The sequence below is a fragment of the Microbacterium lemovicicum genome, assembly GCF_003991875.1.
GTDB lineage: Bacteria > Actinomycetota > Actinomycetes > Actinomycetales > Microbacteriaceae > Microbacterium > Microbacterium lemovicicum.
In genome coordinates this window covers 196,348-217,305 of sequence record NZ_CP031423.1, presented here as the reverse complement: position 1 = coordinate 217,305, position 20,958 = coordinate 196,348, and the positions used below count along the sequence as shown (strand labels likewise).

Genomic DNA, 20,958 nt, shown 5'->3' with positions numbered 1-20,958 from the left:
GGTCGAGCAGTTACGGAATCGTCGGGTCTGTGATGGAGAGGTTGTCGATCGTAAGAGCGACCGGCGCTGACGCGGCGGCACCCGACGGCAGGAACGAGGACAGGCCCACGGAACCAGGCACCTGCAGCGCCGCCGCGGTGTTGGTCCGCGTCACCGCCCACGCGCCCGGCTCTGCGTCGGTCGACTTCCACAACTTCATCGACAGGGTCGACGGAGCAGTGCCGGTCACCTCGAACATCACGGTGTACTTCTCACCCGCGACCACCTTGAGAGTGGGCGTGACGGTGGGTCCTACGCCGTTGCTGCCCTCGAGCATGTTCAGCTTCACCGAACCGTCAGCGGCGAGCCGGACACGCGCGGCGTACTGCGCCGATCCGACCTGCCGACCGATGACCGTGACGTACTGACCTTCAGCGAGCTTGTCCACCGAGAACTCAGCCGTCACACGAGCCGACGAGCTCGAGACCGAGCCCAACGTCGCCACCGGAGACGTTCCCGTCGTCACTGCGACCTTCCCCACGCCACCGGCGACGGAGAAGCGCGACGCAAGGTTCACCGACCACGCACCGCCCTGGTCAGCCGAACCCCACCCGTTGGTTGCCGCCCGCTCGAACGTGTCCTTGGCCAGCACGTTGGAACCAGCCGGAGGAGCGGTCACCGTCACGTCAGCCGTCTTGGTGTTGGTCGCACCCTTGTCATCGGTCACCGTCAACGACACCGTGTACGTGCCCGCCGCACCGTACGTCCGCGAGGCCTGAGCACCCGTGGCCGTACCACCGTCACCGAAGTTCCACGCGTACGACGCCACAGTCCCATCCGGATCCGAACTCGTCGCCCCATCCACCGACAGCACCAGACCACTCGCCGACGACGTGAACGCCGCCACCGGAGCCTGATTCGCCGGAGCAGCAGCAACCGTCACCGCCGCGGTCTTGGTGTTGGTTGCACCCTTGTCATCGGTCACCATCAACGACACCGTGTACGTGCCCGCCGCACCGTACGTCCGCGAGGCCTGAGCACCCGTGGCCGTACCACCGTCACCGAAGTTCCACGCGTACGACGCCACAGTCCCATCCGGATCCGAACTCGTCGCCCCATCCACCGACAGCACCAGACCACTCGCCGACGACGTGAACGCCGCCACCGGAGCCTGATTCGCCGGAGCAACCACGACCTTCGGGTCTGTGATGGAGAGGTTGTCGATCGTAAGAGCGACCGGCGCTGACGCGGCGGCACCCGACGGCAGGAACGAGGACAGGCCCACGGAACCAGGCACCTGCAGCGCCGCCGCGGTGTTGGTCCGCGTCACCGCCCACGCGCCCGGCTCTGCGTCGGTCGACTTCCACAACTTCATCGACAGGGTCGACGGAGCAGTGCCGGTCACCTCGAACATCACGGTGTACTTCTCACCCGCGACCACCTTGAGAGTGGGCGTGACGGTGGGTCCTACGCCGTTGCTGCCCTCGAGCATGTTCAGCTTCACCGAACCGTCAGCGGCGAGCCGGACACGCGCGGCGTACTGCGCCGATCCGACCTGCCGACCGATGACCGTGACGTACTGACCTTCAGCGAGCTTGTCCACCGAGAACTCAGCCGTCACACGAGCCGACGAGCTCGAGACCGAGCCCAACGTCGCCACCGGAGACGTTCCCGTCGTCACTGCGACCTTCCCCACGCCACCGGCGACGGAGAAGCGCGACGCAAGGTTCACCGACCACGCACCGCCCTGGTCAGCCGAACCCCACCCGTTGGTTGCCGCCCGCTCGAACGTGTCCTTGGCCAGCACGTTGGAACCAGCCGGAGGAGCGGTCACCGTCACGTCAGCCGTCTTGGTGTTGGTCGCACCCTTGTCATCGGTCACCGTCAACGACACCGTGTACGTGCCCGCCGCACCGTACGTCCGCGAGGCCTGAGCACCCGTGGCCGTACCACCGTCACCGAAGTTCCACGCGTACGACGCCACAGTCCCATCCGGATCCGAACTCGTCGCCCCATCCACCGACAGCACCAGACCACTCGCCGACGACGTGAACGCCGCCACCGGAGCCTGATTCGCCGGAGCGATCACGACCTGTCGCGTCTGAGGCGCCGAGTTGGCGCCGTCATCGTCGACGACCGTGAGCGAAACCTCGTAGGTGCCGGCCGCGTCGTAGCGGTGACTGGCAGTCGACGTGGTCGTGGTAGCCGTAGCTCCGTCTCCGAAGGACCAGATGTACGAGACGACGCTGCCGTCCCCATCAGTCGATGCCGAGGCGTTGGTGAATACGGACAGTCCGATGACCGACGTCGAGAACGCCGCGACCGGCGCCACGTTGGGCGCGATCAGGGACACCTGCTTCGTGGCCTTCGCCGACCCGCCTCGATCGTCCGTCACTGTCAAGGTGATGACGAAGTCACCACCGCGCGCGTAGTTGTGGATCGGGGCGGCCTCGGTGCTCGTCGTTCCGTCACCGAAGTCCCAGGCGTACGACACGATCGTCCCATCCGAGTCGGAGCTGGCCGTGGCGTCGAGCGACACGGAAAGATCCTGGATCGTCTCGACGAAAGCTGCGGTCGGCAGCTTGTTGGGAGCCGGCGCCGTCACATCATGGGTGACGGCGTTGGTCACGCCCTGCCCGTCCGTGACCGTCAGAGTGGCCTGGAAAGTTCCGGCAATCGCATAGGTGTGCGACACCGTGGCTCCGGCACCCGTCGTCCCGTCCCCGAAGTTCCAGGAGTAGGAGGCGATGGGGCCGTCCAGATCACTCGACGCTGTTCCGTCGAAGTCGACGGTCATGGCCGACCCGCTGGTGACGAAGCTCGCCACCGGCGGCTGGTTCACGAAGCCGACGTTTCCGAGCTGGTAGTGGGTCGCAACCTGCGAAGCGGTCAGCACAGTCGGGTAGACGGCGACCTCATCGATCGACCCGCGCCAGTAACCGTCGCCTTCCCATCCGCTGTCGCCGCCGACGCGCCAGTACCCGTCGTAGGGCTGCGCATCCGAGTTGCCATTGGAGGAGATGAGCTGACCGTCGATGTAAAGCTTCATTCCCGACGACGACATCTGCGCGACTACCTGGTGCCACTTGTTGTCGTTGAAGCCAGGAGCGGACTCGAGGATCTGAGACTGACCCGTCCAGACGCCGAACTTCACGCGACCGTCACCGGACATGTAGACATGGCGGTCGTAGCTGCTGCTCCAGCCCTGCTGCGCATTGCCGAAACCGACGATCTTTCCGCCAGAGGTGGAATCCGTCTTGAACCAGGACTCGATCGTGAACGTCGTCGGGTTCACGAAGCGCTTGTTGGACGCGACACCCGTCTGAACGTCGCCGTTCGGGTTGGTGCCGATCGCGGTGTTCGCGACGTTCTTCAACGCCCCGACCTGCCCGCGCGTGACGTTGCCGTAATAGGTGCCGTCGCTGTCCTCGAGAGATGCGTCGCGCGCGACTGATCCCGAGGTCTCACCCAGCCGCCAGTAGAGACTGGGCGCCAGGTTGAAGACGGAAGCACCGTACGCGTCTGTCGGGGCCGAGGGGGCAGTCGTCGTCTGAACACTCTGCTGACTCGCCGACGAGTCGCCCCTGTCGTCGGTCACCGTCAGCGTCACCGTGTAGGCGCCGGCGGTGGCGTATGTGTGCGACGTCGTCTGTCCTGTTGCCGTCTCGCCGTCGCCGAATGCCCAGGCGTAGCTCACGATCGTCCCGTCGGTGTCTGCGCTTGAGGTCGCGTCGAACGTCACCGCCGAGTGCTTCACCGTCGAGGTGAACGCCGCGGTCGGGAGCTCGTTCGCTCCGATGACCGAAACCGGCTGCGTGATGGTGGACGACGCACCCTGTCCATCCGTCACGATCAGGCTCACGTTGTACGTTCCCGAACGGGGGAACGAGTGGGACGGCTGGGCGCCCGTAGCCGTCTGTCCGTCGCCGAAGTTCCACGAATAGGAAGCGATCGGACCTTCCACGTCACTCGACGTAGAGCCATCGAAGGCCACGGCGAGGTCCGTGATGATGCTCGAGAACGCCGCGACGGGCTTGGAGTTGACGTACCCCAGTCGAGCGAGGTCGTAGTGCGCGCCGACCTGCTCGGGCGTGAGCGGTGCCGGGTAGATCGCGATCTCGTCGAGCGAGCCCCGGAAGTACTGGTCGCCCTCCCAACCGGAGTCGCCTCCTGCACGCCAGTAGCCGTTGTAGGACTGCGACTGCGTGTTCCCATTGCTGTCGACCAGATTGCCGTCGACGTAGAGCTGCATGCCGCTCGCAGAGATCTGTCCGACGACGTAGTGCCACTTGTTGTCGTTGTATCCCGTGCCGCTCTGGATGATGTTGAGGTTGCCGTTGTACGTGCCGAACTTCACACGTCCATCGCCGGACATGTAGATGTGGCGGTCATAGCTGCCGCTAGTGCCGACGTTTCGGTCGCCGAAGCCGACCAGCTTTCCTCCACTGGTGCTGTCCGTCTTGAACCAGGTCTCGACCGCGAACGTCGTCGGGTTGGTGAACGCCTGCGTGCTCGCGATTCCCGTCTGCGCTCCGCCGTTCGGTGACAGGCTGATCGCGCTGTTGGCGACGTCCTTGATCACTCCGGGCGCTCCGAAACCGATGCTCCCGCTGTAAGCGCCCGTGACAGAGTCTTTGCCGGAATCGGCAGCGGTGCTCGCACCGGCTGATTCATTCGCACGCCAGTAGATGGTGGGGGACAGCTCATAGACGGACTTGCCGTACGCGTCGGCAGGAGCAGGCGTGATGGTGCTGGCACGCCCAGAGTTGATCCAGTGCTGGTTGATCGTGTCCCGACTGAGGCTCTCCCCATAAACGGCGACGTCCGAGATCGATCCATTCAGGTACTGGTCCGTCACGCCCGGCCAGCCGCCCGTGTTGTCTCCCCCGATGTGCCAGTAGCCGTCGAACGGCTGTCCCGTCGTGGTGTCGGCACGGCTGCCTACGAGTCGGCCGTCCACGTACAGCTTCATCCCAGAGCTGTCCATCGAGGCCACGATGTAGTGCCACGCTCCGTCGTTGAATCCGCCGGAGGAGTTCACAGTGCGAACGGATCCCGGGTGGACGCCGAAGTTGATCGTGCCGTCTGCGCTCATGTACACGTGACGGTCGTAGTTGTTCGAGCTCGCCGTCGCGGAGTTGCCGAAGCCGACGATCTTGCCTCCGCGCGTGCTGGTGGTGTTGACCCATGCCTCCACGGTGAAGGTATCCGGAGCGGTCTCGCGCACTGTCGAGGTCGCGTACGAGTTCTCGGCACCCGCAAACCCCGTCGACTTGCTCGACTTGGCCAGGTTCGGTCCAGCCACGCCGCGCGTGCCATTGGACACGTTGACGTCGCCGCCCTCGGCCCAGTTCGACCCGATCGTGCCGCTTGCCTCGCTCAGAGGCCAGTAGTCTTTCGCGCCGTCATCGATCACGCCGAGGCTATAGGCAGACGCGGAGTCGGCCGAGGCCTGCACGCTCGTCCACGCACCGGTCGCAGCGTTGCCATCCGGGTCGGTTGCGCGGATGCGGTACTGGTATGTCTGGCCGTTCGTCACGGTCTTGTCCGTGAACTTCATGACCGGCTGCGTCCAGAAGTTCGAGGCCGCGGTCGTCTCGTAGATCGGAAGAGACGTCCCCTGACGGTAGAGCTGGTACGTGAGGGTCTCGTTGTCCTTGTCGTAGTTGGCGTTCCAGGACACCCGAACCTCGCCTGCGCGCAGCGACAGAGCCGAGACGGGGAACTGCGTGTTCGAAAGCTGCGGCCCCTGCTTCTTGGGGGCCAGCGCCTTCTTGGCGAAGCGCACGAGGCCTTGCTGCGCGACGTTGTTCACCGACGGAAACTCGCCGCCGTAGACCACGTAGTTGTCGTTCGCCTGCACGGTCCATGTGGCCTGGCTCTTGCCGGTGTAGGTGCCGACCGCCCACTTGGGGTACCAGTGGAGCAAGGAGGCCGCGGGCTGCCCACCGTAGGACTTGTATCCGTAGATGTCGTTGGTCAGCGTCTTACCGTGATACGTCTTCGCGAACGCGAGCGAGTGGTTGAGCTGCCACGGCGAAGGCGTCTGGGGGAAGCCGCCGACGTTGCCGCAGTAGTGGTCGTGCGACGCCGTGTACACGACATCCGAGGTCACAGCCACCGAGTAGTTGTCTCCGTGGCAGTCCTCGAGCCAGACGAGAGACCCGTCGCTCCAGTTCGCCCGGAAGGTGCCTTCGAAGCCGTCTTCCGCGGTTCCCCCGTAGCTCCAGCCCACGCCGTACACGCTGTCGTTGTCCGAAGCGAGGTCGTACATGCCGGCGCTCGTGCCGGCGTTGCGGATCAGGCTGTTCACGGCCCACTGCTCGGAAGCGCCGGTGACGGCGTTCAGCGCCGCCATTCCGCGCCCGGGGTTCGTCGAGCCGTTCACGCTCGTGAAGCCTCCCGCGATGACGACCTTGCCACCGTCCGGGCTGACCACGATCGCTCGCGGGCTGCCGTCGGCCACGTCGGCCGAGAAGGGCAGCAGGGCGCCTGTAGACGCGGTGACCGCCGCCACCTTGGTGCGCGCACCGCCTGCTGCGCTCGAGAAGATGCCCGTGTACCACACGGTGTTCCCGCGGGCGACGATGTCGTAGACCGCGGAGTTCGCCCCCGGGTTCCAGGGAAGTATGTTGCCGGTTGTCGCGTCGAACGCGGCGACACGGTTGCGCGCCACCCCGGCGATATTTGTGAACGAGCCGGCGACGTATATGCGAGAGCCGTCCGGCGAGGCGCTTATCGAACGGACGATACCGTTCGCGCCGGGGTTCCACGACGTCATGACGCCTGTGGAGAGGTTGTAGGACATGAGGTTCTGTCGGGCGGAGGTGTTGACACCCGCCGCGGAACCCGCGGGCCGCGCGTTCGTGAACTCCCCGCCCACGAAGACGGTGTTGCCCACGATCGCCTGTGTCCAGGCCACGCCGTCGATCTGCGCGGTCGGGAGCGGGTCAGCGGTGACCGTCTCCTCGACGCCGGGCGCCGGCGAACTGTCGGCGGACGCCGGCACCGCGGTCATGGCCAGTCCGGCCACGACGAGCCCGAGGGTCGTCACTCCGGCCACCGCGCCCTTCAGCCAACGTCGTGCGACGCCGTCTGACTTTCGTTCCCCAGTGCTCAACAGAACAGCATGCGTGTTAGCCACGACTTTTCCCCATTCCGCTCGCCCCCCGGCGAGCAGCATTGACCGGCCCCGGAAGGCACGGTAATCCCCAGTTCAGAGAACTCTATGTGAGAAGTCCTCGTCTTCACAACCTTTGCGCACGAATCCGCCTTCGCGGACAAATCCGCCGAACCTCAGTCCCCCGGAATCAGGAGATGGCGCCCCGAAACACCACGGCGCTCTCCGACTGGCGGTAGTCGACGATGAAGGTGACGTCTCCCCTACGGTCCTCCGGGATACGGAACAGGTAGACACCTTCCGCGGTCTCCCCCGGCGCAAGAGTGCCCGTCACCGGCGAGCCGCCCGGCTGTTCGTACGTCTCGGCAGGATCGCGCTGATTTCCCATGAAGGCATTGAGTACGACCAGATCCAGATCGAGATCTCCGTCGCCTTCATTCGTGAGGGAAAGCGTCACCCGCACTGCTGCGCCGGCGACCTCGCCCGGCCCCTGAACCTCGCCCTGCACGGACTCGAAACGCGTCAGCGCAACTCTCAGTCCCTGCGTGTCCACGATGGAATCGACAGGCACTGGCTCCAGCTCGGGGTACGCGTCATCGGGCACCCCCGTCGCCGGAGGTGGCGTAACGGTGTCACCCTCCGGCCTCACCGCTGGCGCAGCAGGCTCTGTCGTCGGCGTAACCACCGCAACGTCATCAGGCGCCGCATCTGTAGAGGCTCCGGGGCTGACGGTCCGGGGAATGAAGAGCAGTGCGCAGATCAGCGCGACGACGGCGGCACCCCCGGCAACACCGGTAATCAGCCATATGCGGCGGCGTGATCGTATTGCCGCTTCATCCCGCGCGGAAGTCTCAATGTCTGTCATGTCGCGCCTCTCCCCCAGGCTGTACGACAGTCCCCCCGGACCGGTCGTGGGCTCAGCGTATCGGCTCCCGCCTGCATACAGGCTGACACAGTGGTCTGAGTCACCTGATGATTGCGGCTGGCACTCCGATACGATGGCGACTCGACCGTCGGACTCAGGAGAGCGAAGTCATGCCCCGCGAACACGTCCGCCGTTATCTGGTCGCACACCCCAGCGCAGAGCTGTACGGCTCAGATCGCGTCATGCTCGAGAGCGTGGCCGGAATGCGGGAGGCCGGCGCCGACGTCACCGTCGTCCTGCCCGATGATGGACCGCTGACCACTGAACTCCGCGCGGCGGGTGCCGACGTCGTCATCGCTCCGACACTGGTCCTCCGCAAGAGTCTTCTGAAGCCCGCAGGCTGGCCACGGCTGCTGTCAGGGACCATCCGAGGCCTCCGCAGCTCGAGGAAGATACTGAAGGCCCTGCAACCAGACGCCGTCTACGTGAGCACTGTGACGCTCCCGCTCTGGCCGGTCGCGGCTCGGTGGTCGAGGATCCCCGCCGTGGTTCATCTCCATGAGGGCGAGCAGGGCGCCTCCGCTCTTGTGAAGCGGGGGATGTACGCTCCCGCCCTTTTGGCCCAGAAGGTGCTGGTCAACAGCGAGTTCAGCCGTGGCGTCCTCAGGGAGGCCTTCCCGAGGATGGCCGAGCGCGCGGTGGTCGTCTACAACGGAGTGGCAGGGCCTCAGCGCGTTGCAATCCCACGGGAACGACTCGAGGCACCGGTCCGGGTCGTCTATGTCGGACGCCTCTCCCCTCGCAAGGGACCGGACCTTCTCATTGAGGCACTTGCACTGTTGGACACCGACCTCCCTGACATGCGCCTCGATCTGCTCGGCGGCGTCTTCCCGGGTTATGAGTGGTTCGAGGACGCACTGCGCCAGCGCATCACTGCGCTCGGACTTGAGGAGCGGGTTCGCCTGCTGGGTTTCCGACAGGACATCTGGTCCGTCGTCGAGGAGAACGACATCCTCGTCGTGCCTTCGAGGCTCGACGAGCCGTTCGGGAACACAGCGGTCGAAGGCGTCATCGCGAGGCGTGTCGTTCTGGCGAGTGACACCAGCGGGCTCCGGGAGGCTACCGCGGGGGTCGCAACGGCCATCCTGTTCGCCCCAGATGACTCGTCTGCCATCGCTGAGGCACTCCGCTCTGCGGTGGCGGGCTGGCCGAACCTCGCTCCGCAATTGGAAGACGAGGCCGCCGCCGCTTCCGCCCGCTACTCCCCTGCGCGTTACCGCAAAGATATCGGCACGATGATGACTGCTGTCAGCTCGCTCCTCCGGCGGTAACAGGAGCGTCGATCCTGCGCATCTCGCGAAACCACTTCACGGCGGCGAGCGCGAGGAAGGCCGTGCAGGCGACACCCAAGAGCGCGTAGACGGCCAGGAACAGCGTCGGCCACCCCCATAGAACAAAGACCAGGCACAGCAGACCGTAATCGGTCGGCACCAGCACCAGCGATCTCAATGCTGTGCCGCCTCCGCGCGCCTGGCTGGAAGCGACCCCCCGCGCACCCTTGAGAAGGTCGTTGAGCAGTGTGCCGAAGAAGGAAACCGTTGCCACGACGCTGAATCCGAGTGGGACCAGCAGCCACCCCGCGGAGATGTCGGTGAAACGGAACAGGCCCACGAGGACGGCTAGGTGTAAAGTCGCGATCTTTATCGCGTCGACGAAGTGGTCCAGCCATTCCCCTGCGATCGTTCCACCGCCTTGCAAGCGGGCGAGCTGACCATCAGCCGAATCCCATGCATACCCCAGCGCAAGAAGAAGGGCTACGACGATTCCCAGCCAAGGCGCCGTGGGAACGGCCACGAGGAGAATGATCCCGGTGAAGGTGAAGACGGCGCTCACCGCCGTCACTCCGTTGGGCGTGAGCCCCATGACGTATGCGGTCGCAGCCAGCACCCTGCCCACCCGACGATTGACGTACACGGAGTACGCCGGGGCGCCCCGTGCGTGCCCTTTCTGTGCTGACCCCAACCGCCGCAGTGCCTGCCCCCACGTTTCGTCGGCCATCACATCTTCCCTTCAGCGGTGCTCTCATCCGCGAACAACCACGCGTCCGCTTCCAGACGCCCATCTTCTTCTGGCAAGGACCCGGTGATGTGCACTGCCCGGTCACCGCGCTCGAGCTGCGTCACGATCGTGGAAGCGAGCTCGCCAGCGCTGCTGGGTGAGGACACGACACCATGATCGCGTTCGGCCAACCACGTTGCCAGGCCCGTCTGATCAGTCGTCACGATCGCACACCCCTGCTGCAGCCCTTCGACGATCGGCAGGCCGACTTGCTCGCGCCACGTCGCGCTCGGCTGAGACGGAAGCACGAGGACTCTCGCCTTGGCGAGCTCGTCTCGGATGGTGGCCCGGGGCGGATCGGCTATGAAGGTGACCGTCTCGTCTTCGGCCGCCCATTTCTCGACATCAGACTGCAGTGCGCCCTTCCCGATCACCGTCAACGTGGCATCAGGAAGTCGATGGCGGACAATGGGCCACGCCTCACGTAGAAGCGGCAGCCCTTTGCGTTGCACCAGTGCGCCGAGGAAGACGACCGTGGGAAGCGGCTTGGAGATGTGGCCGGCCTTCATACGTGCCGGGAGCGCGAGGATGACCTTCTCGGCGCCGCCGGATGGTCCCAGCAGCGAGCGGTACAGATCGCGCGACGACTCGGTGCCGTAGACCACCCTGTCGATCCGACGCCACACGAACCGGGCGATCGCAAATCTGACTCGACGTTGCAGACGGGCCCGGACGGAGCCCCCCTGCTGGGCGAAGGGATTGCTGTTCTCGATCGCGTAGGCGACGAGACGTGGCCGTCGGTGCGACGCACGAAGAAAGGAGACGAGCGCGATGACAATCGCTGAAGTCGGCAGGCTGGCGTACATCAGCGGCTCGTTGATCTCGAGCTCGCGCACGTTCGAGCGGCGGAGGACGAAGCCGGCCGAGAGCCGCCCCAACCGAACCATCTCGAGCCCGTCCGTGAGCGACGGGTCGAAATCGTACCGCCGCCAGCGGTAGACGATGGCTGCCGGCGCCATCTGGTGAGCTCGCTCCAGATGTGCGCTTCGCACCGTTTCATATAGGCGCGCTCGGGGCGCGAAGATGAACTGCGAACGGACAGCGGGATGCGGAAGCCCCTGGCCGGATCGAGGGCGCACCGATCGACTGCGGACGGAGCGCAGCACCGCCGCCGCACCAGCGATCGTGCCGCGTATGACGGGAAGCACCGAACGCCGCGGAGCAGCCAACTGGTGTCGCCCACCCCGGAGGAGGATGCGATAACCCTCGCCTGCGGACCTGGCGAGCCAGCGCATCCGATCGGCCCGCGGCAGGTGTTTCGCGGCAAAGAGGAGGCGGTTGCGGGTGTTGAAGAAGTAGTAAATCGACGACTTCGCCCGGCCTCGCTGCTCTTGCGTTCCGCCAGGGTCATGGATGGCCACCGCGTCCTCCAGCAAGCGCAGCTCAGCCCCGATGCTCCGCGCTCGAAAGGACAGATCTATGTCCTCCCAGTAGAGGAAATAGTCGTCGTCGAAGCCGTCGAGCTCACGCCACAACGTGGCGCTCATCGCGAAGCATGCGCCGCTCAGCCACGCAACCGATGCGCCAGCCGTCACGCCGGAGTCGGCTCGCCCGACGGATCCAGACGTCAGGTCGAGACTCATCATCGAGGAGAACGGCCTCCCATCCGGACGACTTATCCTCGGAGCCACGATGGCTCTCGGGTGGTCGTACGCGTACTCGAGCAGTCTGATCGTGGCGTCTTCCACCAGGTATGCGTCCGGATTCAGGGCGAGCAGCACTTGGCATCCGTCGCTCAGAGCGACCGACGCGGCGAGGTTCATGCCCCCGCCGAATCCGAGGTTTTCGTCCGGCGTGAGAAGTCGCCATCCGGACTCCTCGCTGAGCGCAGCGACGGCCGCACGCTCCTCCACGGTCGTCGGATTGTCGACGACGAAGACCCTGATGCCGGTTGGGAGCTGAGAGAGCATCGTATTTCGGCGGATCAGCTCGTGAGAACCGTAATTGACGATGAGGACGGCGCATGCGCCGGCGTCGATGGACATATAGCCGCGCTCGCTCTCTGGTCGACTCGGACACCGGCGGAACCGACGAGGTTGATTTTAGGCTGGGCGCGCGTCGTCCTGAAATCACACCCGTGTCCATCATGTGACATGCTCGGAAGTCTCACCGGCAGGAGGACGGGGCGTCATATGACGGGTGTGGGTCCAGTTACCGTCGCTCTCGCGACTTTCAAGCGGCCGGGGCCGCTGGCGAATGCGTTGAACGCAATCCGTTCGCAAGTCGACGAGGCGAACCGTGCGGGAACTGCTTCCCACGAAATCCTCGTGATCGATAACGACCCCCGCGCGACTGGTCGTGACGTCGCCGAAAAGTACGGAGCTCGGTACTTCGTCGAATCGACGCCGGGAATAGCAGCCGCGCGCAATCGAGCGCTCGACGAAGCCGCCACGTCCGATGTCCTGATCTTTCTCGACGATGACGAAGTGGTCCAACCCGGCTGGCTTGACACGATCACTCAGCGACAGCGCGAGACCGGCGCCGCGGCGGTAGCCGGCAAAGTCGTAACGGTGTTTCCGGCGCAGCTCGAACCCTGGATCCGTGACAGTGGGGCGTTCATCCGCCCCGTGCGCGTTGACGGCCAGCCCATGAACGAGGCAGCCACCAACAACCTCCTCCTCCATCTGCCCACCATTCGCGCGCTGGGCCTGCGATTCGACGAGCGCTTCGGCTTGACCGGCGGTAGCGACAGCATGTTCACGAGGCAGCTGACCGCTCGCGGCGGGGAGATCCGCTGGGCGGAGGCCGCGGTCGTGGTCGAGCAGGAAGAAGAGAACCGATTCACGAAGAAGTGGGTCCTCATGAGGACGTTCCGCTTCGGTAACACCTCGGCTCGGGTGGATCTCGCGCTGGCCGGCAGCCCGCGACGACGCCTGATCGCTCGCGCGAGGGTGGTGTCGCGCGGCGCCGGACGCGTCTTCTACGGGTGTGCGCGCTGGATCGCCGGTGTTGTCACCCGTAACTCGTCGCATCGCGCGAAGGGGCATCGGATGGTCTACCGGGGACTGGGAATGCTGGCCGGTGTCGCCGGCTACGCCCACAACGAGTACGGTCGCCGGCGTCGGGCGTCGTCGTGAGCGGCGTGGAGTCGACCCGACGCCGGCGGGTCCTTCTCAGCGCGTATGCGTGCGGTCCGCTCAGTGAGCCCGAGGCGCGAGCCGGTTGGGAGTTCGCGCGGGCAGCCTCGGAGAGCTGCGACGTGTGGGTCGTCACGCGGCCCCGGTTCCGTGAATCGATCGAGAGCGCGCTCGCGACGGATCCGAAACTCGCGTCGCGCCTCCACCCCGTCTACCTCGATCTCAGTCCTCGCCTCGTGCGGCTCAAGAAGCGGTCCTGGGATTTGTACTGGTACTACCTGCTCTGGCAGAGGGCACTCGGTCGCACAGCACGTCGACTACACGCCGAGCATCACTTCAACCTGGCGCACCACGTGACCTTCGCGAACGACTGGATGCCGTCCGGGCTCACTGCCGTTCCTGACCTTCCCTTCATCTGGGGGCCGGTCGGCGGATCGAGCAGTGTGCCCGTCAGACGACTCGCCAAGTGGCTCGGCCTTCGCGGGATCGTCACCGAGGTTGCGCGGAAGGCCATCACCTCGGCAGCTCGCAGTATCGGCGGCGACCCCGTTGCACGCCGTGCCGCCCTTGTCGTGGCACAGAATCCGCAGGTCGGTGATCATTTCGAACGACGGGGGAGCGCCGTCGTGATCGAGCCGAATGCGTCTTTGGACGATCTACCCGCTCGCGCGAAGGAGCTTTCAGCGAAGACGGCCGTGTTCGCGGGACGGCTGCTGGCCTGGAAGGGCGCCGCCCTCGCCATCGACACCATTGCGCACCCCCGGGCGGTCGGCTGGCGGCTGGAGATCTATGGGGCCGGCTACGACCGGACGCGACTCGAGAGCCGCGCGCGGGACCTCGGGGTGTCGGACCGCGTGGTGTTCCTCGGCCAACGTCCCCGCGCTGAAGTACTCCAGGCCATCGCTCAGGCCCAGGTGTTCCTCTTCCCCTCGATGCACGATCAGGCGGGCTGGGTGGCAGCGGAGGCCAACTCGATCGGTTGCCCGACCGTGTGCCTTCCCCTCGGGGGCCCACCCTTGTTGGCATCTCCTAACGTCTTCCCCGCGTCCCTCTCAGGGGACATCGTGAAGAACCTCGCCGAGCAGCTACTGCTCGCAGCCGCAGCGGGCGGAACGCCGACCAGCCGCTGGAGCATCGATCGCTTGCCTGGAGCTGTGGACGGCTGGTACGACCAGGCTTTGACTCGGTAGTCGGCGCGGGCCGCGCTCACCGCGACAACGGTGTCATTCCGCGACCCGCACGCGACAGATCGCGACTTCGAGAGCACATGAGCTGGCCATGAGGGACTCGTGAGATAAGTCTCATCCGGTAAGGGTTGCCAAAAGCGACCCGTTACCTTGGAACAACCCCTCACAGATCCCCCGCTGTGTGCGCCGACGCGCTTGCTTCCCGAACACGCTCCATTTCGGGCGTTATTCGTCGTGCTATCAACGGTGCCTTGGTGAGTCGACCGAGAAGAGAATCATGCCCCGTGCTCACGTCCCCCTGACGCCGCGTCGCCGCCTGTCCGCTATCGGCGCAGCCGTCACCGCCATCGCGTTCACCACGAGTCTGCTGGTCGCTGCTCCCGCGTCCGCCGCGACACCGAGCGTGGTCTTCTCCGACAATTTCACCAGATCCTCGTCCTCAGGCTGGGGTACGTCCTCCTCGAGTAAAGCCTGGAGCAGCTGGTCGAGCGAGAAAAACGCTCTGACAGTCGACGGAAGCGCGGGCATCCTCTCTTTGTCCGCAGCCCAGTCGGCCGTGGCGCGTATTCCAGTCAGCGTCCGTGACGTTCGCGCCCAGGCAACGGTGCGCCTGAAGGCGGCCTCCGGTAATGCCTATTACTCGTTCAACGTGCGTTCTCAGGCGGACGGCTCGGAGTACCGAGTGAGACTCCACACGAATGCGACCGGCAGTCCCACCCTCGCCCTGTCAAGGATGAACGGGAAGACGGAGACCTCGCTTGCCAAGGTGTCCCTCCAGGGTTCGCTTCTCAACACCTCGGCACAGGCGCTCGACACCACGGTCACCGGGGTGGACCCGGTCAAGGTGGAGGTGCGGCTTTCGGCACCTGGAGCGACGTCGACACCACAATTGACATTCACAGACTCGTCGGCGCAGAAGATCACCGGCGCAGGGGCAGTCTCCTTCGGCGGTTTCCTCGTCGACACCGCGACCTCCCGGACCGACCTCGTGGTGGACAACCTCTGGATCACCGACAATGCGTCACCGCTGACGTCCGGCGCAGCTCCCGCGGCACCCGTCACAACACCGTCGCCGACGCCTACCGCGACGACGGCCCCCGCACCGGCTCCCACCACGAGTCAAGCAGCGGCGCCGGCATCGACTTCGACGGGACGCGGCTCAGCGACTGTGGGTACCACGACCTATCCAGTTCCGTCCGGTGCCATCTTCGTCAGCAACTCCTCTACGGCGAGCACGCAGAACGGCAGCAGCAGCGCTCCGTACAAGAGCGTGCAGGCGGCCGTCAATGCCGCCAGGAGCGGCAACACGATCGTCATCCGTCGCGGGACCTATCACGAGCAGGTCGAGGTCCCGTGGGCGAAATCGCTGACGATTCAGGCCTACCCGAACGAGACTGTATGGTTCGACGGCTCTTCCACCGTCACGAACTGGATTCAGTCCGGCTCCACATGGGTCGCGGGCAACTGGGGCGCGCAGTTCTCGTCGGACATTGCTGGCGACGCTTCGCGCTACACGGACCCGAACTACCCGATGGCATCCCACCCTGACCAGGTGTTCATCGACGGGAGCGCTCAACGTCAGGTTGCTTCCGCCGCAGAAGTGGTCCCCGGGACGTTCGCAGTCGACTACGCAGCCAAGAAAATCATCCTGGGTTCGAACCCCGCCGGAAAGACGGTGCGTGCCAGTGACCTCGGCCAGGCATTCAATGTCGTGTCTGAGGGTACGACCCTTCAGGGGTTCGGCGTCCGCCGGTATGGCACTAACTTCAACCTGAAGGGCGCCATCCGGATGCAAAACGTGAAATCCACGCTTCGTGACGTCGTCATCTCGCAGAACGCCACCATCGGGCTCTCCCTCACCAACGCCGACGGCCTCGTGGAGCGCGTCACCGCGGAGAACAATGGCATGCTCGGCATCGGAATGAACGTCGCGCACAACCTCGTGCTCCGCGATTCAGTCATCTCCGGAAACAATACGGAGCGTTTCAAGAAGGCTCCTGTGGCCGGTGGAGTCAAGATCACCTCGTCGCAGAACGTCACGGTCACAAACAGCGACGTCGTCAACAATAAGGCGAATGGACTCTGGTTCGACGTCTCCTCGTACAACGTGAAGATCGCCGGCGTGCGAGCGAACAACAATTCGTTCACGCAGATCGTGATCGAGCTCTCCGCGAAGGTGCTCTTGATGAACAATCAGACCCTAGGAGGAGAGCAAGGCGTAGCAGTCTTTAACGCATCCAACGTCCGGATCTACAACAGCGACTTCGGCGCTAATTCACTCCACAGCCTGAAGCTCGCACAGGACGCCCGCCGCTATGCCACCTCGGAGAGGAGTGCGACCTACCTGAGGAACGCGGGCCTAGAGGGTGAGATGACGTGGATCGTCAAAGACATCGTCGTGTCCAACAATGTCTTCGGATCGGGCGGCTATTTCTCGATCCGAGCGATGGACGGGCGATCGAACCGAGCAGTCGACACGTGGAATCTCACGATCACGGGCAATCTCTTCAATAACAAGGCTGCCGGTGGCCCCACCATGGTCTCCTGGGGACTGGGCGACAACAAGACGGAGGTGAAGTACAACACTCCAGACGACCTTGCCGCGGCCAAGAACACCTCGTGGAGAAATGCCATGACCTCCACAGTGAAAACACTCGCGGACATGGCGGCCGACAGGTCGGCGAATGTCGGCGTCGCCGTCTCCTTGCCATCGGACGCAACGGCAGTTGCTGGCTGGCCCTCGGGCACGAAGGCGCTCGGCTCCAATCGATAGACAACTGGTGCGGCCGGGGGCAATCAGGAGATTGCTGCCGGCCGCACCTGCTCAAAGATCCGATCCATGATGATGGACGTGCGAAGGATCTCGCCCGGCGAGATCGGCGCAGGGGTTCCCCGCTCGATCGAAGAATAGAAGTCCTCGAGCAGCGTCTTCATACCCGAGTCGTACGGGAAGAAGAACTGGCGGCGAAGGAAGTGACGGGTGTTCCATCCGGCGTTCTTCGCATACTGCGCCGCGAAATGCACGGGAGCAACGAGGTATCTCAAGTAACTCCGATACTTGCGGTCGTCGATCTTGACGAGTACCTGGTAGTCGTCGTCCACGACGAGCGAGTTCTTGCGCCCGTAAAGCCGGAACTGGTGCAGCTCCGGCTTGATCTGTGTGGAGAACGTGAAGACTGCCGTCGACCGGTCCCCGTCCTTGATGATGACGCGCACCTCGTCGATGATGTCGCCGTGCCCGAGACCGTCGAGGAGGTTGCTGGTGAAGCCGACCGCCGTCACCTCGGGCTCATCACTTTCGAGGAACTCTGCGACGCGCGCCACGCCGTGGCTGATGAGATTCTGCAGCAGAGAGCCCGGCAGCTTGCGGACCCAGTGGTCGCGGTTTCCCAACATCGCCTGGGCATAGACCGGGTTGCTGAGGTCATAGCAGTAGAGGCTTTCCATGTGCATGGGCTTGCCGCCGAGATAACCCGATGCCACCAGCTCGCGCATCCTGACCATCGCGTGAGTGAACTGTCCGTTGTGACCCGGGACGACGCGCAGATCCTTTTCTGCAGCCAGCGCGATCACCTCTCGCGCCTCATCCGTCGTGAGCGTGAACGGCTTCTCCACGTAGATATTCGCACCTGCGGTCAAGCACTGCATGCTAAGCGCGTAGTGACTCGTCGGCGGGGTGGTGATGTGCACCACGTCAGGCTTGCTCTCGTCAAGCATCGCTCGAACGTCGGTGAAGCGGTGAGGGACGCTGAATCGATCGGCAAGCTGCGCCGCCATGAGAGGTTCCTGGTCACAGACAGCGACAAGTTCCGCACCGTCGATCCGTCCGATCTGCAAGGCGTGCTTCTCAGCAATATTCCCGCACCCGATTATCGCTACCCGGATCATGCTGTGCCCTTCGTGGATCGAATGAATCGGAAGCACCTATCGAGCGCGTCGTCCATCGACACCGCCGGGTGCCAACCGAGGAGCTGCTTGGCGTGGGCGTTCGAGTAGGTGTTGCCCTTGTAGTACGTGCGCGTCGAGCGACGATTGAACGTCGGCGGCAGCTGGCCCTTGGACCAGCGCGAATACCACTCGAGCATCCCCGTCAGACCGAGGTACGCGCGATAGGGAGTGGGAACCGTCGGGAACCAGCCGATCTTCTTCTTGTACTTGCGCAGATACTGGGAGCTCGTCGGCAGGTCATCATCGACGATGATGAACAGCTCGTCCTCGATTCCGCTGACGAGTCCTGCAGCCACGATGGCGTCCGCGCAATTCTCAACGTATGTGAAGGGCATTTGGTTCGACGGACCCACGTTGAGGAACGGGCCGAAAGCGGCGTTGCCGACGCGCCCGGGAATATTCGGCTTCCCCGGTCCGATCACGAAGCCTGGCCTGACCGTCACCTGCCGAAGGCCGCGGGTGTGGGCGTACTCCTCCACCAGTTCATCCTGCTTGGCCTTCGCGTACGCGTAGGGATCATGGCGCTCGGCGATCTCGAGATCGATCGGCGTGTCCTCGCGGAGCCGACCACCGTGGGAAAGATCCGCGTTCGAGTACACCGACATGGAGCTCACGTTGACGAATCGTTCCACCGAGCCCTCGGCGACGACGGCGTCGAGCAGATTTCGAGTGGTCACAACCGAGTTCAGGATGCAGGCCGGGAACGTTCGACCGCGACCTGCTGCCAAGTGGTAAACGACTCTTGCGCCGCGCACGGCTTCGGCGCAGCTCGACGCCGAGAGGAGATTGCCTACGACCACGTCCACAGTCGCGTTCGGGAACTCAGCCTGCAGATTTGCGATCGCACCACCCGCCGACCGGGCGATGCATACGAGATTGGTGAAACCTCTCTCAAGCAGCTTGCGCACCACCCACTCACCGACGAACCCGTTACCACCGGTGACCAGTATCCTCGCGTCGGCAGGGAGCGGACTAACTATTGCTGTTGGCATGGATGGCTTCCTCGAAGGTTCGTGCGTAGGCAGACGCTATCTCGCTCCACTCACGCGCAGAGAGATTGGGCGGGTCCGAAGGGCGGGACAGTCGGTGACTGGCAAGAGCGACTTCGATGTCGCGGCCGGTGAGAGGCGGCTGGAACAAGAACACCCAGCCTGGGCCGACCTCGTCGCGGAGACGGGCAGTGGTCTGATCCTCGGGCACGAGCACGGGACGGTCCAAGGACAAGGCCACGATCACCGTGCCTGAATTGAAGATCTCCCGGTACGGCAACACGACCATCTCGCTCAGCTGAATTTCCTCGGCTAGAGCATCATGCGTCACCCAATCCAGATGCAAGCTCACTCGCTGGTCCTTCGCGGCCGCTGCTCTCACGGCCGATCCCACCTCGGCATCGAGCACTCGGCCTGCGATCCTGAGTGACATCTCGTCATCCTCGGATTCCGCGAAGGCGTCGAGAAGCTCCGGGACACCCTTATACGCTCGGACGATGCCGAAGAAGAGGAGGCGCTTGGCGAGAGCTTCGCGGCGCGGCATCTTCTGGTAGACATCGCGATAGTGGCCCTGCGGAATGAACACGATAGGAGCCCGCGTACTCAGTGGCGGGTCGGGTTGCATCGTGATGAACGTGTCAGTCCATCGATCGGTGAGACGCAGAAGCCCGAGCTCGACCCCTCGCCTGCCCTCGTGCGGAGCAAGGTTGTGCAGGGTGCGCACGAGCACGGGTCGTCCCCAACGAACGCGCATCATGAGGAGGAGGTACAGCATCCACCTCACCCACGTCTGCAGCCGCCCGTGGCGTTTGGTCAGGTGGTCCGGCCAGTGCATGTTCAGCACGTCATAGTGGCCGAGGATCGCGAAGCGCCACGTGAAGTGACGTATGTCCATGTGTTCGCTCAATGCGTCGAACAAGACCGTGGTGAGGGGATCGCGATTGGTCGCAGAGAACGACACCATCACGATCGGACCCGCTGATACCCCACCCACACGATGACCCTACCGGGCGGGAGAGCGTGCTCCTTTCCGGACCGGCGGTGGAAGGCATGGGGAAGAGCAGCCGCACTGTCGGCCGAGGGACAGGCGTGACGACGGTCCATGAGGTCAAGGCGAAAGCGACTGCGCTACACTGGCCTCCTGAGCGCAGGACTGGGGAGTTCCGCGCATCTGATCTCTGGGGGATCTTCTATGACGCTTCGCGTTGGCTATGCGGCTGGTGCATTCGACCTTTTCCACGTCGGGCACCTCAACATCCTTCGGCACGCGAAGGAGAACTGCGACTATCTCGTAGCCGGGGTGGTCAGTGACGAGATGCTGCGCGAGGTGAAGGGCGTCGAGGCGATGATCCCGACGCACGAGCGCGCGGAGATCGTCCGCCACATCTCGTTCGTCGACGCGGTGCACGTCGAGACCGTGCCCGACAAGCTCGACACCTGGCGCGAGGTCGGCTTCACGCATTTCTTCAAGGGTGACGACTGGCGCGGTACCGAGAAGGGCCTGCGCCTCGAGCGGGAGTTCGCCGAGGTCGGCGTGGAAGTCGTCTATTTCCCGTACACCGCGCACACGTCGAGCACCCAACTGCGCACGGCGATCGACATCCTCAGCAGGCCGCGCGCCGCGGAGCAGCTCGCCTGACCGTTGCGAGCGCCAGCAAAGTAAAAAGGGCGACGC

12 protein-coding genes are annotated in these 20,958 nt (G+C 64.5%); 5 read left to right on the top strand and 7 right to left on the bottom strand.

The annotated features are described in order from the left end of the window. Window positions 1–10: 10 nt before the first annotated feature. Together CVS47_RS00960 and CVS47_RS00955 are read right to left on the bottom strand one after the other, a co-directional pair. Window positions 11–7,012, bottom strand: coding sequence for a PKD domain-containing protein (locus CVS47_RS00960; protein WP_164734575.1), 7,002 nt, complete (start codon window positions 7,010–7,012; stop codon window positions 11–13). 277 nt (window positions 7,013–7,289) lie between these two features. Then, complete coding sequence (locus tag CVS47_RS00955) at window positions 7,290–7,964, bottom strand: hypothetical protein (RefSeq protein ID WP_127094406.1); 675 nt, start codon at window positions 7,962–7,964, stop codon at window positions 7,290–7,292. Window positions 7,965–8,134: 170 nt separating this feature from the next. Between CVS47_RS00955 and CVS47_RS00950 the strand changes: the two genes are divergently transcribed. Then, the gene (locus tag CVS47_RS00950; RefSeq protein WP_127094405.1) at window positions 8,135–9,295 is read left to right on the top strand and encodes a glycosyltransferase; all 1,161 of its coding nucleotides are present in this window, start codon (window positions 8,135–8,137) and stop codon (window positions 9,293–9,295) included. Here CVS47_RS00950 and CVS47_RS00945 read toward each other — a convergent pair. Next, window positions 9,273–9,887, bottom strand: a complete 615-nt coding sequence (locus CVS47_RS00945; protein ID WP_338142384.1) for a CDP-alcohol phosphatidyltransferase family protein — start codon at window positions 9,885–9,887, stop codon at window positions 9,273–9,275. The genes CVS47_RS00950 and CVS47_RS00945 overlap by 23 nt on opposite strands. A 134-nt stretch (window positions 9,888–10,021) precedes the next feature. Next, window positions 10,022–12,067: a glycosyltransferase gene (locus CVS47_RS00940; RefSeq protein ID WP_127094403.1), complete on the bottom strand. Its 2,046-nt coding sequence runs from the start codon at window positions 12,065–12,067 to the stop codon at window positions 10,022–10,024. Between the two features lie 108 nt (window positions 12,068–12,175). Here CVS47_RS00940 and CVS47_RS00935 point away from each other — a divergent pair, with 108 nt between their 5' ends. From CVS47_RS00935 to CVS47_RS00925, 3 genes are all read left to right on the top strand, one after another. Beyond that, window positions 12,176–13,159, top strand: a complete 984-nt coding sequence (locus CVS47_RS00935; protein ID WP_127094402.1) for a glycosyltransferase — start codon at window positions 12,176–12,178, stop codon at window positions 13,157–13,159. A gap of 122 nt (window positions 13,160–13,281) precedes the next feature. Then, window positions 13,282–14,349 (top strand): glycosyltransferase, encoded by a 1,068-nt coding sequence (locus tag CVS47_RS00930; protein ID WP_241240226.1) that lies wholly within the window; start codon window positions 13,282–13,284, stop codon window positions 14,347–14,349. A 274-nt stretch (window positions 14,350–14,623) separates the two neighbouring features. After that, window positions 14,624–17,119 (top strand): right-handed parallel beta-helix repeat-containing protein, encoded by a 2,496-nt coding sequence (locus CVS47_RS00925; protein WP_127094400.1) that lies wholly within the window; start codon window positions 14,624–14,626, stop codon window positions 17,117–17,119. Between the two features lie 23 nt (window positions 17,120–17,142). Here CVS47_RS00925 and CVS47_RS00920 read toward each other — a convergent pair whose 3' ends face one another. From CVS47_RS00920 to CVS47_RS00910, 3 genes are read right to left on the bottom strand one after another with little or no spacing between them, the layout of a single operon-like run. Then, window positions 17,143–18,234 carry a Gfo/Idh/MocA family protein gene (locus CVS47_RS00920; protein WP_127094399.1) on the bottom strand — a complete coding sequence of 364 codons (1,092 nt, stop codon included), beginning with the start codon at window positions 18,232–18,234 and terminating at the stop codon, window positions 17,143–17,145. Then, window positions 18,231–19,286, bottom strand: a complete 1,056-nt coding sequence (locus tag CVS47_RS00915; protein WP_127094398.1) for an NAD-dependent epimerase/dehydratase family protein — start codon at window positions 19,284–19,286, stop codon at window positions 18,231–18,233. The genes CVS47_RS00920 and CVS47_RS00915 overlap by 4 nt, the downstream gene beginning before the upstream one ends. Further along, window positions 19,267–20,250, bottom strand: coding sequence for a glycosyltransferase family protein (locus tag CVS47_RS00910; protein ID WP_127094397.1), 984 nt, complete (start codon window positions 20,248–20,250; stop codon window positions 19,267–19,269). Before CVS47_RS00910 ends, CVS47_RS00915 begins: the two co-directional genes overlap by 20 nt. Window positions 20,251–20,475: 225 nt before the next feature. On the opposite strand from CVS47_RS00910, the gene CVS47_RS00905 reads away from it, so the two are divergent. Next, window positions 20,476–20,922 (top strand): FAD synthase family protein, encoded by a 447-nt coding sequence (locus CVS47_RS00905; protein ID WP_127094396.1) that lies wholly within the window; start codon window positions 20,476–20,478, stop codon window positions 20,920–20,922. Window positions 20,923–20,958 lie beyond the last annotated feature (36 nt).

Coding starts and splice junctions, on each gene's coding strand:
- CVS47_RS00945 (WP_338142384.1), bottom strand. CDS start 9,887: ATGGGGCTCACGCCCAACGGAGTGACGGCGGTGAGCGCCGTCTTCACC.
- CVS47_RS00955 (WP_127094406.1), bottom strand. CDS start 7,964: ATGACAGACATTGAGACTTCCGCGCGGGATGAAGCGGCAATACGATCA.
- CVS47_RS00935 (WP_127094402.1), top strand. CDS start 12,176: ATGCTCGGAAGTCTCACCGGCAGGAGGACGGGGCGTCATATGACGGGT.
- CVS47_RS00920 (WP_127094399.1), bottom strand. CDS start 18,234: ATGATCCGGGTAGCGATAATCGGGTGCGGGAATATTGCTGAGAAGCAC.
- CVS47_RS00915 (WP_127094398.1), bottom strand. CDS start 19,286: ATGCCAACAGCAATAGTTAGTCCGCTCCCTGCCGACGCGAGGATACTG.
- CVS47_RS00925 (WP_127094400.1), top strand. CDS start 14,624: ATGCCCCGTGCTCACGTCCCCCTGACGCCGCGTCGCCGCCTGTCCGCT.
- CVS47_RS00950 (WP_127094405.1), top strand. CDS start 8,135: ATGCCCCGCGAACACGTCCGCCGTTATCTGGTCGCACACCCCAGCGCA.
- CVS47_RS00940 (WP_127094403.1), bottom strand. CDS start 12,067: ATGTCCATCGACGCCGGCGCATGCGCCGTCCTCATCGTCAATTACGGT.
- CVS47_RS00905 (WP_127094396.1), top strand. CDS start 20,476: ATGACGCTTCGCGTTGGCTATGCGGCTGGTGCATTCGACCTTTTCCAC.